Annotated in this window: 8 protein-coding genes; 5 read left to right on the plus strand and 3 right to left on the minus strand. The window is 66.3% G+C overall.

What is annotated here, in order from left to right; translation table 11 throughout:
- The first annotated feature begins 32 nt into the window (after positions 1–32).
- The 5 genes from WC729_RS22430 to WC729_RS22450 are packed head-to-tail and all read left to right on the plus strand — an operon-like array spanning position 33 to position 5,163.
- A complete protein-coding gene (locus WC729_RS22430; RefSeq protein ID WP_372856673.1) occupies positions 33–962 on the plus strand; it encodes an acetaldehyde dehydrogenase (acetylating) in 930 nt (309 codons plus the stop codon).
- Entirely contained in the window at positions 959–2,017 is a 1,059-nt protein-coding gene (gene dmpG, locus WC729_RS22435; protein ID WP_372856674.1) for a 4-hydroxy-2-oxovalerate aldolase, read from the plus strand. Before WC729_RS22430 ends, dmpG begins: the two co-directional genes overlap by 4 nt.
- Positions 2,017–2,931, plus strand: a complete 915-nt coding sequence (locus WC729_RS22440) for a hypothetical protein (protein WP_372856675.1) — start codon at positions 2,017–2,019, stop codon at positions 2,929–2,931. Before dmpG ends, WC729_RS22440 begins: the two co-directional genes overlap by 1 nt.
- 54 nt (positions 2,932–2,985) lie before the next feature.
- Positions 2,986–3,849 (plus strand): IclR family transcriptional regulator, encoded by an 864-nt coding sequence (locus WC729_RS22445; RefSeq protein ID WP_372856676.1) that lies wholly within the window; start codon positions 2,986–2,988, stop codon positions 3,847–3,849.
- Positions 3,850–3,882: 33 nt separating this feature from the next.
- Positions 3,883–5,163 carry an MFS transporter gene (locus tag WC729_RS22450; protein WP_372856677.1) on the plus strand — a complete coding sequence of 427 codons (1,281 nt, stop codon included), beginning with the start codon at positions 3,883–3,885 and terminating at the stop codon, positions 5,161–5,163.
- A 46-nt stretch (positions 5,164–5,209) separates the two neighbouring features.
- Here the strand turns inward: WC729_RS22450 and WC729_RS22455 are convergent, their stop codons facing one another.
- The 3 genes from WC729_RS22455 to WC729_RS22465 form a co-directional block, all read right to left on the minus strand.
- Entirely contained in the window at positions 5,210–7,591 is a 2,382-nt protein-coding gene (locus WC729_RS22455; protein WP_372856678.1) for a TonB-dependent receptor, read from the minus strand.
- A 288-nt stretch (positions 7,592–7,879) separates the two neighbouring features.
- Positions 7,880–8,845: an amidohydrolase gene (locus WC729_RS22460; protein WP_372856679.1), complete on the minus strand. Its 966-nt coding sequence runs from the start codon at positions 8,843–8,845 to the stop codon at positions 7,880–7,882.
- Positions 8,842–11,376: a PQQ-binding-like beta-propeller repeat protein gene (locus WC729_RS22465; RefSeq protein ID WP_372856680.1), complete on the minus strand. Its 2,535-nt coding sequence runs from the start codon at positions 11,374–11,376 to the stop codon at positions 8,842–8,844. The genes WC729_RS22460 and WC729_RS22465 overlap by 4 nt, the downstream gene beginning before the upstream one ends.
- Positions 11,377–11,430: the final 54 nt, after the last annotated feature.

The raw sequence follows: 11,430 nt of genomic DNA on the forward strand, positions 1-11,430 counted from the left end.
AACTGAGGACGATGGCTTCAACAAGACCGAAAATGAAAGTGGCCATCATCGGATCGGGCAATATCGGCACCGATCTGATGATCAAGATCATGCGAACATCGGACATATTGGAAATGGGCGCGTTTGTCGGGATCGATCCGGAATCGGACGGTCTCAAGCGCGCCGAGCGCATGGGCGTGGCGATCACGCATGAAGGCATGGACGGACTCACCAAATTGCCGGTCTGGCCCGAGATCGGGATCGTGTTCGACGCGACGTCGGCGGGCGCGCACAAGCGCCATAACGAGATCACCGGCGCCGCGGGCAAGGTGATGGTCGATCTGACCCCGGCGGCGATCGGCCCCTATGTCATCCCGGTCATCAATGGCGACGATCATCTCGACGCGCCCAACGTCAACATGGTGACGTGTGGCGGGCAGGCGACGATTCCGATGGTCGCCGCAGTCTCGTCGGTGGCCACGGTCCATTATGCCGAGATCGTCGCGTCGATCGCGTCCAAATCGGCTGGCCCCGGCACGCGCGCCAATATCGACGAGTTCACCGAGACGACGTCGAGCGGCATCGAGCAGGTCGGTGGCGCGGCGCGCGGCAAGGCGATCATCATCCTCAACCCCGCCGAACCGCCGATGATCATGCGCGACACGATCTTCACCCTGTCGAGCGGCGGAACCGAGGCGGAGATCACCGAAGCGGTCGAAGCGATGGTCGCGAAGGTCCAGTCCTATGTGCCGGGCTACCGGCTGAAGCAGAAGGTCCAGTTCGAACGGTTCGGGTCGAACAATCCCGTGGTCATCCCCGGCTATGGCAGTTTCGAGGGGCTGAAGACCTCGATCTTCATCGAGGTGGAGGGCGCGGCGCATTATCTGCCCGCCTATGCCGGCAATCTGGACATCATGACCTCGGCCGCGCTGCGCACCGCCGAGAAGATCGCCGAGCGTCGCCTGACGGGAGTGGCAGCATGACCCCGGGCGGCAAGAAGCTCTATATCCAGGACGTCACGCTGCGCGACGGCATGCATGCCATCCGTCACCGTTACAGCATCGACCATGTCCGCGCGATCGCCGCCGCGCTCGAGGATGCCAAGGTCGACGCGATCGAGGTCGCGCATGGCGACGGGCTGAACGGCTCCAGCTTCAACTATGGCCTGGGCGCGCATACCGACTGGGAGTGGATCGAGGCGGCCGCCGATGTCGTCAAGCATGCGCGGCTGACCACGCTGCTGATCCCCGGCATCGGCACGATCGAGGAGCTGCGCCACGCGCACAAGCTCGGTGTGACCTCGGTGCGGATCGCCACGCATTGCACCGAGGCCGACATCTCCCGCCAGCATATCATGGCGGCGCGCGACATGGGCATGGACGTGTCGGGCTTCCTGATGATGAGCCATATGAGCGAGCCCGACGCGCTCGCCGCGCAGGCGAAGCTGATGGAGGATTATGGCGCACACTGCGTGTACGTCACCGACAGCGGCGGTGCGCTCGACATGGACGGCTATCGCGAGCGCCTGCTCGCATACGACCGCGTGCTGAAGCCCGAGACCGAGCGCGGGGTGCATGCGCACCACAATCTGTCGCTCGGCGTCGCCAATTCGATCGTCGCGGTGCAGACGGGCGCGCTGCGCGTTGATGCGAGCCTGGCCGGCATGGGGGCAGGGGCGGGCAATGCGCCGCTCGAGGTGTTCATCGCCGCCGCTGAGCGCAAGGGCTGGCAGCATGGCACCGACCTGTTCAAGCTGATGGACGCGGCCGAGACTTTGGTCCGTCCGCTGCAGGACCGCCCTGTGCAGGTCGACCGCGAAACGCTGATGCTCGGCTTTGCCGGGGTCTATTCGTCCTTCCTGCGCCATGCCGAGCGCGCCTCGCGCGATTACGGCATCGACACGCGCGACATCCTGATGGAGCTGGGCCGCCGCAAGATGGTCGGCGGGCAGGAGGACATGATCGTCGATGTCGCGCTCGATCTGCAGAAACGCGCCGGCCTGGCGCCCGATTCAACGATAAAGACAGGAGAGGTCTGATGAACGATCTGATGTTGGGACGCCGTCATATGCTGGGCGGCGCCGCGCTGCTGGCCGCAAGTGTCGCGCTGCCGCGCAGCTTGAGCGCGATGCCCGCGCCTGACCTGTCCAAGGTCAAGACGCGTACGACCGGGCCGGTCGAAGCGATGATCTACAAGGCGCCGCATTACGGCCCGAACGGCATGTGGATGAGCCCGGAAGGCATGTGGATCATCCACCAGATCGACGAGAATTACGCGACCCTGATCGACGTTGACACCGGCAAGGTGCTGCGCGAGATCCAGTGCGAAGGCGTGTTCCGCTCCAGCGGCATCTGCATCGACGATGAGGGCGTGATGTGGATCGGATCGACCTATAACCGCCTGATCGTCGCCTGCGACGCGAAGACGGGCAAGGCGATCGCCAAATACAGCACCCCCGGCGCGGGCCAGATCTATGCGCAGAAGGGTGACCTCAAGGGCACCCGCACGCCGCTCAAGCCCGCCTGGCCGCCGCCCCCGCCGGCCGGTCCGTCGGGCCGCCGCGGCGCCGGCAAGCAGGATCTGACCGCGACCGAAGGCCCGGTCGGCACCGGCGCGCATTGCCCGCTGCCCAAGGGCAATCTGCTGTATGTCGACGTGCCGCCCGCCCGCGCGATCTTCGCCATCGACAAGACGACATGGGAAGTGCAGCTGAGTTTCCCGACGGCCGGCGACCGGCCGCACGACATGGCGTGGGCGAATGCGGAAAAGACGAAGCTGTGGTGCTCCGATTCCAACCTCAACGCCTTTTTCCTGCACGATGCGGCGACGGGCGAGATCCTGGAGCGCGTCAACCTTCCCGCCGGCTCGCCGATCATTCATGGGGCGAAGCTCCATAATGGGTACATGTACATGTGCGACGATGTCGGGTGGATGAATCGCGTGCGGTTCTGAGTGCCTGTCGAAGGGGCCCGCCAGAGGCCCCTCGGCATCCCTAGGAGAGAGAATATGGCAACGCCAAAGAACAAGTCGGTGCAAAAGGCCTTCAAGATGCTGCGGGCCTTTCACGAGCCGGACGAATGGCTCACCAGCGCCGAGCTGAGCCGCCGCGCGGGTTTTCCCGAGGCGTCGGGATATCGGTTGATCCAGACCTTGCTGGAGATCGGCGCGGTCATCCAGGACGGACGCGGGCGCTATGGCCCGGGCATGCTGCTGATCTCGCTCTCGCGCTATGTCGCGCATGACCGGCTGCTGCAGAGCGCCGCGAGCACGATCCTGGAGGACCTCGCCGCCGAACTCGACCTGATCGTCCATATGGGCGTGCTGGAGGACGGCATGGTCACCTATGTCGCCAAGGCCGGCCGCAACGAGCGGTTCAACGTGCACACCAAGGTCGGCACGCAGCTCGAGGCCTATTGCTCGGGGCTCGGCAAGGTGCTGCTCGCGTCCCTGCCATTGCGCGAACTCGAAGCGTTCATCGTCGAGGGCGATCTGGTCGCGCTGACCCCGAACACCATCACTGAGCCCAACGCCTTCCGCGCCGAGATCGAGCGCGTGCGCCGCCGCGGCTGGGCGATCGACAATTGCGAGATCGACAGCGACCTGCGCTGCGTCGCGGTGCCGGTGCGCGATTCCACCGGCCGGACGATCGCGGCGATCTCCTCCTCGGACTGCGCCGGCCTGATGAGCGAGGAACGCGTGAACGAAATACGCGAGGCGCTGACTTTCGCCGCCGAGGCGATCGGCACGCAGGTGTTCCGCACCAGCGGCCCTTCGCCCTTTCGCCTTCCCGCGGCCGGGCCAGCGGCGGTGACGCCGGCGCGCGCGCGCAAATATTACGAGGTCGGGGTCGGCAGCAGCCGCGCTCACTGATCCGACATCCTCGCTGAAACGGTGAATCATCAGATGGCAAGTTCCGACGCGACGGCCGTGAAGGCGCAGCGGCCCACCAGGATACGCCACGCCGTGCTGTGGATGACCGTGCTCGCGTACATGATCACCTATATGGACCGGGTGGTCATCTCCACCGCGGCGCCCTCGATCCGCGCCGAGTTCGATCTCAGCAAGGAAACGATGGGCTGGATCCTCGGTGCGTTCCAGATCTCCTATGCGCTGTTCCAGATCCCCGGCGGCTGGCTCGGCGACAAGTTCGGCCCGCGCGCGGCGCTGACCGGGGTGGTCGCCTGGTGGTCCGCCTTCACCGCGGCCACGGTGCTGACCTGGAATGCCGGATCGCTGATCGTCTGCCGCTTCCTGTTCGGCATGGGCGAGGCGGGGGCTTTCCCGATCGCGACGCGCTCGCTGTCGCGCTGGATCCTTCCCTCGGAGCGTGGCTGGGCGCAGGGCGTCACGCATGCCGGATCGCGCTTCGGCGGCGCCATCACCCCGATGCTCGTCGTCGCGCTCATCGCAAGTTTCGGCTGGCGTGCGCCCTTCCTGCTGTTCGCGCTGATCGGCTTGGGCTGGGCGGCGGCGTGGTGGCTGTTCTACCGCAATTCTCCCAGCGAGCATAAAAGCGTGAACGCCGCGGAACTGGCGCTGATCGAAGGCGCGGTGGGCGCCGCCAAGCGCGAGCGTGGCCCGGTGCCCTGGGCGAAGATCCTGCACTCGCCGCAGATGTGGCTGCTGTCGCTGATGTACTTTTGTTACGGCTGGGGCATCGTCACGTTCCTCCAGTGGTTCCCGACCTATCTGCACGACGCGCGCGGCTTCGAGCTGGCGGCGATGGGCATCGGTGCCAGCATGCCGCTCATCGCCGGCGTCGCAGGCGACCTTGCCGGCGGCTGGATTTCGGACCGGCTGCTCCACCGCAGCGGCAAGATCACCTGGGCGCGGCGGGTGGTGATCTTTGTCGGCTTCACCATCGCCGCGGTGGCGGTGCCGCTCGCCGCGCTCAGCGCCGACCCGATCGTGGCGATCGCCTGGTTCGGGCTGGCGGTGTTCGGGCTCGAACTGGTGGTCGGCGTCGCCTGGGCGATCACGCTCGATATCGGCGGCGAATATGCCGGGTCGGTCTCGGCGGTGATGAACACCTTCGGCAACCTCGCCGGCGCGATCGCCGCGGTCGCGACGGGCTACATCGTCGCGCATAGCGGGTGGAACAGCGCGTTCTTCGTGATCTCGGGACTCGCCGTGGTCGGGGCGTTGCTGTGCCTGAAGGTGGACGCGTCGCAGAAGGTGGCGTGAGGGGCTCTTCCCGCCAGATGGCGGGAAGAGCCCAGCGCGCAGGCCCTCAGAAAGCGGCGCTGATCGTCCCGAACACCTGGCGCGGTGCCGACGAGTGAAACACCAGGATGGTGCCGCTCGCATCGTCCGGCGCGAACACGCTGCTGTCGAAGTTCGCGGCATAGCGCTTGTCGGTCAGGTTGGTGACGTTGACCGACACCTTCGCCCCCTTCAGCGCGCCGAAGCTGCCGAAGTCGTAGCCGAGCCCGAGATCCGCCGTGAAATAGCCGGCAAAGCTCTGGTCGTTGGTATAGGTATAATAGCGCCGGCCGGTGTATTTGCCCTGCAGCGAGGCGAAGAAGCCGCTCTGCTTCACCGTCACCACGCTCGAGACCATCTCCTTCGGCGTATCGACCTGCTGCTTGCCCGCCGTCGCCTTGATCACGCAGGTGGTGGTGCACCAGTTGAGATCCTGGTCATAGGTCGACTTGTTGTACGACGCCGAATTGTACCAGCTCAGCCACGGCGCCGGCTTCCACAGCACGCCCAGCTCCACGCCCTTGCTCGTCACGCTGCCGGCATTGTGGAAGGAATTGCCGCAACCCGGGTTCTGCTGCTGGTTGGTCGGGCAGGGGTTGTACTGCAGCAGGCGGTTTTCGAACTTCACATAATAGCCGGTCAGCGACGCCTGAAGCTGCCCGCTCACGAAGCGATAGCCGCCCTCGACGCTCTTCGACGTCTCCGGCTTCAGCGTCTTGCCCTGCACGTCCCACACCGCCTGCGACACCGATTGCGGGCCGAGCTTGAAGCCGCCCTGATACATCGCCATGTTTTCGGCATAGCTCGCGAACACTTCGTGCCCCGGCGCGATCTTCCAGCGCAGGCCGACCTCGGGCAGGAAATTGTCCTTCGCCACCAGCGTGCCGCTGGCGAACTGGCTGGACGCCGGCGGCCCCGACTTGGCGATACCCTGCATCGCCTGGGCATCCGATTTCGCATAAGTGCTCTTGAAGCCGAAATCGACGCTCAGCGCGTCATCGAACAGTTTCACCGTGTCCTGGACGTAGAATTGCTCGGTCTTCCAGGTGGTCCGCTGCACCCACTGGGCGGTGTTCGGCTGGCCTTCCAGGAACTGCGCCAGGCTGAATGGCCCGGTGACGTTGGTCCAGATATAGCGCGCCGCGCTGCTGACATTGTCCTCGACCCAGAAACCCGCCTCCAGCTGGTTGAAGCCGAGCTGCCAGCTCAGGCTGCCGATCACGCCGGTGCGGTCGATGGTATAGCGCGTGTCGCGGATCTGCACCGGTATGTCGTCCGCGGTGGACGTCGTGCCCTGGGTCGACCAGCCGGTGATGAAGTTGTTGCCGGCGCCCTTGTCCTTGTGGTGATACACCTGCCCGTGCACGCTCAGGTTCTTCGTCAGGCTGAAATCGCCGGCGACATAATAAAGGTCGTCGTTGCGCAGGATCTGGCCGTTGGTGAAGGTCACGTCGGCGCGCTTTTCCGGCAGCACGGAGTCGACGCATTTGGTCGGCGCGGTCGGCGCGGTCACGGTGCAATAGGCGCGGTCGAGATAGCCCTGCCAGTTCGGCGCATAGCCGCCCCAATCATAGCCGAGGCGCCCCAGCATCTCCTTCGACAGATAGGCGTCGTCGGCCTGGTTGGTGCGCGACAGGTCGGCAAAGGCCGTGATCGTGCCGCCGTCGAACTGATATTTCAGCTTCGCGTTGAGCTGCTTGCCGGTCGACTTGTTATAGGCCGGCTGGTTCACGAACAGATCCTGCTCGCTATACTGGCCGGAGATATAGGCCGAAAAACCGCCATGCTCGCCGGTGTCGATGCGGACGAAGGCGCGCTTGCTGTCCTCGCTGCCGATGGTCGCGTTGGCCGCGATGCCCATGTCCTTGTGCGGATCGCTGCTGAAATAGGTCAGCGCGCCGCCCAGGTTGCTGGTCGAAGGGATGCTCAGCCCGGCAATGCCGGTCGCCAGATCGGCGCGGCCCAGATTCTCGGAGATCAGCGCGCGGCTGATGGTGAGGCCGTTGTAATTGTTATAGGCGCCGTCGCCGAGCGGCATGCCGTCGAGCGTATAGCCGAGATGCGTGGTGTTGAAGCCGCGCACCTGGAGCGACAGCGACTGCTCATTGACGCCCAGCGCGTCGATCGACTGAGCGCTCACCCCCGGCAGGAAGTTCAGCGCCTTCTGCACGCTGGTGCCCGGCGGCAGCACGTCGAGGTTCGAGGGCAGCAGGGTGGAAACCGAGCGGGTCTGGCCGGTGCCGATGACGACGATGTCCGCGGTGTCGGCGCCGTCCGCGGCGTCATCGACGGAGGCGAGGTCGGCCGTCTGGGCCTGCGCGGCGGGCGCGACCGCGGTCAGCGCGGCCGAGGCCATCAGAAAGGCAAAAGCCTGGCCGCGGCGCAGCCGGCGGCGCGAAGTGTCGGTCATGTATCGTTCCCCGTTCCGGCGGCCAGACGGGCCGCCCTCGCTCGCGCAGCTAGGGCGGGTCGAAGGCGTTATCGTTACGGCTGGGTGACGTTTTGGTGACGGTGCGCGATGGGAGGACAATGTTGCTCAACTGCAACGAACGTTCCGATCCGGCCGAGAACGGGGAGGGGAACCATGCGCGGTCTGTGTGCGCCACGGGCTGAGCGACGCAGCGTCGCGTGCAATTGAATGCACCGTAAGCGAGATTCTGGGACTAGAGCTATCCCGAGCGCCGTCAACGCCGCCCGGTCACCCAAACAAAGCCCTCTGCCCCGCCGTCCGCGCCACCCACCGATAGGCCCCGATCGAGTTCCGCCAGAAAAACTTCTCCCGCTCCACCAGCGTCTTCCCCGCAAAATACTCCTGCAGGATCGCCACGGCGACATCCACCGGCCCATCCCCCTCCACATTCGGCCAGTCGCTGGCGAACAGCACCCGGTCCGCCCCGAATGTCCCGAACAACAGGTCGAGCCGCGCCTTGTGGTCGGCTAGGCGCGGGCTGACATTGCCTTCGTGCAGGCTCGAGGAGAGCTTCACATAGAGATTGGGCCGCCCCGCGATCTCGCTCAGCACGGCGTCATAGGCCGCCTGCTCCTCGGGCTTCGGGTCGAGCTTGCAGAGATGGTCGATCACGATGCGCAGATCTGGCAGCCGGTCGCTGATCCGCACCACCGCCTGGAGCAGGTCGACCCGCGGATTGGCGGTGTCGAGCGCCAGCCCGGCATCCGACACCAGCTTCAGCCCCGCAATGAATTCCGGCCGCTGCGATTGCGCGACGATGTCGTACCGCCACAGATTGCCGTAGCGCAGGCCGCGCAGCAGCGGGTTCTTGGCGTGGCGCGCGAAGATCTCCGGGAAGTCGGGGGATTCGATCCGGAAATTGCCGATCACGCCGACCATGATCGGGTCGGTCTCGGCGGTCTGCAGCGCCCAGAGATTGTCCTCGATCCACGGGCTCGCATCGACATGGATCGCGGCGACCACGGGGTGGCGGTGCAGCGCCTTGCGATAGGTCGCCGGAAAGGAACCGGTCTTCGACACCGGGCTGGTCTTCGGCCCGCGATAGGGCGCGCCCTGGGGGCGGTTGGGGTCGAACAGGTGGATATGCGTGTCCACCATCGGCATCGTCTTGGGCGCGGCGGCCTCCAGGCTCGACACAGCAGCGGCGGCAATCGCGCCCCCGATCAGCGTGCGGCGGGTAAGGTCCTGGCTCATTGCGGCGCGCGCTCCGGCCCAGACACTGGCAACGTGAGCGAGATGATATTCGACCCCGCCGCCACCGCGACATATTGCCGCCCCTCCACCATGTAGGTCATCGGAGAGGCGCGCCACGCGTCGTTGGTCGGGAAATACCACAAAGTCTTGCCCGTCTTCGCATCGACCGCCGCAAAGCCGCCCGCAGTCTCGCCGTGGAACACCAGCCCGCCCGCGGTGGACAGCACGCCCGAATAATTGGCCTCATGCGATCCGGTCAGCGGCTTTTCCCATACGATCTTCCCCGTCTGTGGGTCGATCGCGCGGAGGAAGCGCTGGCCGGGGCTCTTCACATCGACATTGGCGCCGTAGATCCTGCCCTTGGTGCGGAACACGCCGCAATCCTCCGCCGCCATCAGGTAGAACAGCTTGGTCTGCGGGCTGTACGCGGTCGAGAACCAGTTGGTCGCGCCGCGCACCGCGGGGCAGGCGAACACACCTGCTTCGGTCGGCTCGCGGCCCGGGATCAGGATCGGCCGGCCCTTGGCGTCGATCCCGCTCGCCCAGTTCATCTTCTCGACGAACGGCTTGGCGAACAGGAACTGGCCGGTGACGCGATCGAGCACATAGAAAAAGCCGTTGCGATTGGCCTGCATCACCAGCTTGCGCGGCTTGCCCTGATAGAGTTCGTCGACCAGCAGCAGCGGCGCGGTCGCATCCCAGTCATGCACATCATGCGGGGTGAACTGATAATGCCAGCGTAGCTTGCCCGTCTTCGCGTCGAGCGCGATCATCGAATTGGCGTAGAGATTGTCGCCGACCCGACCCGATCCGTCGGTCGAGGGATAGGGATTGCCGACGCCCCAATAGACCGTGTCGGTCGCCTTGTCATAGGAACCCGTCATCCAGGTCGCGGCGCCGCCGGTCGCCATGTCCGGGCCCTGCCAGGTCTTGGCGGCGGCATCGCCGGGCGCGGGTACGGTCCAGAAGCGCCAGGCGAGTTCGCCGGTGGTCACCTTGAACGCAGCGAGGAAACCGCGCGTCGGGGAATCGCCGCCCGACACGCCGGAGATCACTAGGTCGCCGATCACCAAAGGCGCCGGCGTCGCATAATAACGCCCGCCGAACTCGGGGTCGGTCAGCGGCACGGTCCACATCACGCCGCCGGTCAGCCGGTTGACCGCGATGAGATACCCATCGTCCGAGGTGAAGATCACCCGGTTGCCGACCACCGAGACGCCGCGATTGGGGCCGTTGCCGCTCGCCACGCCGGCCGAGGGCCGCGCGGCATTGGCCGGGCCGATCGCGGCGGAAGGCTCGTTGTTGCCCGCACGCTGCTGCTCGGCGATGCCGCCCGCGGGCAGGGGCTGGCGGGCGTTGCGCGCGGCGCACCAGAAGCTGCGGCCGGTCTTCGCGTCGAGCGCGCAGACAAGCTTGGCGCCGGTCACGTACATCACGCCGTCCATCACCACCGGCGTCGTCTCCAGCCCCATGCCGCCGGGCGCAAAGCTCCAGGCGAGCTTGAGCTGGCCGACATTGGCCGTGTCGATCTGGTCGATCGGGCTGTGGCGGTTGCTCGTCGGCGTGCCGTTGTAGGAAGGCCATTCGCCCCGCGCCGGCTGCAGCACCGCGGCGATCTCGGCCGGGGAGGGCGCCGCCATGCTCGGGCGCGCGATCGGGCCGAGGCGCTGGCCCTTCAGGGTCGAGAGATAGGCGAGCAAGGCCGTGCGCTGCGCCGCGCTGCCCTTGAACGGGGGCATGAAGGACTGCGGCTCGCGGGCGTAGGACGTGTATTGCGCATCGCTCAGCGCGATCATCCGGCCATCGAGCGTCTGGAGCTGAAGGCTGTGCTCGGCCTCGTTGCGGGCAAAGCCGCGCAGGGTGGAGCCGTCGCGCATCGTCACGTTGACGACGGACCATTGGAAATCGGGGCAGAACGCCCAGCCCGGGCAGGAGGCGGTGGTGCGCGCGCCCATCATCTTGCTCGGGTCGTCGAGCATCTTCGCCATGTCGGCCACGGTCGATCGGTCCGCGACCATGCTGAGATCGGGCCCGGTGCTGCCGCCTTGCCCGCGCACCATGTGGCAACTCGCGCAATCACCCTCGCCGTGGAACAGCGCTTCGCCCGCCGCGATCTGTTCGGGCGTGGCGTCGCTCTTCGCGACCTGGTTCTTCGACCGGATCAGCGCGACGAAGCGGCCGAGCTCGGCATCGTCGAAGCCGAAGGGCGGCATGCCGCCCGCGGTGCCGTTACGAATGATCGCGCCGATCTCGGCATCGCTCAGCGCGCGCAGCTTGGCGCTGTTGGCGAGCGCGGGCGCGCGGTCGCCGCTGACGCCGCCGGCACCGTGGCAGCCGGCACAGGTCTGTTCGAATTTCGCGGCGGTGGCGGTCAGGCCCTGGGGAGGGGCGGCCTGCCCGGCGAGCAACACGGGCGCAAGCGCTGCGGAAGGCGCGGTAAGTTTCGCCCCGATCGAGGCCGAGGCAACCAGAAGGGCGGCGGCAAACACTGCCGAGGGCCCGAAGAAACGCCGCAACGCCGTAGGACCCATGTCACTCTCCGCCCATCACCATGCCGGTGGCGGCAGGGTGCAACAAGGATAAAA

The sequence above is a fragment of the Sphingomonas sp. genome (assembly GCF_041661825.1).
Taxonomy (GTDB): Bacteria; Pseudomonadota; Alphaproteobacteria; order Sphingomonadales; family Sphingomonadaceae; genus Sphingomonas.

Coding starts and splice junctions, on each gene's coding strand:
- WC729_RS22430 (WP_372856673.1), top strand. CDS start 33: ATGAAAGTGGCCATCATCGGATCGGGCAATATCGGCACCGATCTGATG.
- dmpG (WP_372856674.1), top strand. CDS start 959: ATGACCCCGGGCGGCAAGAAGCTCTATATCCAGGACGTCACGCTGCGC.
- WC729_RS22440 (WP_372856675.1), top strand. CDS start 2,017: ATGAACGATCTGATGTTGGGACGCCGTCATATGCTGGGCGGCGCCGCG.
- WC729_RS22445 (WP_372856676.1), top strand. CDS start 2,986: ATGGCAACGCCAAAGAACAAGTCGGTGCAAAAGGCCTTCAAGATGCTG.
- WC729_RS22450 (WP_372856677.1), top strand. CDS start 3,883: ATGGCAAGTTCCGACGCGACGGCCGTGAAGGCGCAGCGGCCCACCAGG.
- WC729_RS22455 (WP_372856678.1), bottom strand. CDS start 7,591: ATGACCGACACTTCGCGCCGCCGGCTGCGCCGCGGCCAGGCTTTTGCC.
- WC729_RS22460 (WP_372856679.1), bottom strand. CDS start 8,845: ATGAGCCAGGACCTTACCCGCCGCACGCTGATCGGGGGCGCGATTGCC.
- WC729_RS22465 (WP_372856680.1), bottom strand. CDS start 11,376: ATGGGTCCTACGGCGTTGCGGCGTTTCTTCGGGCCCTCGGCAGTGTTT.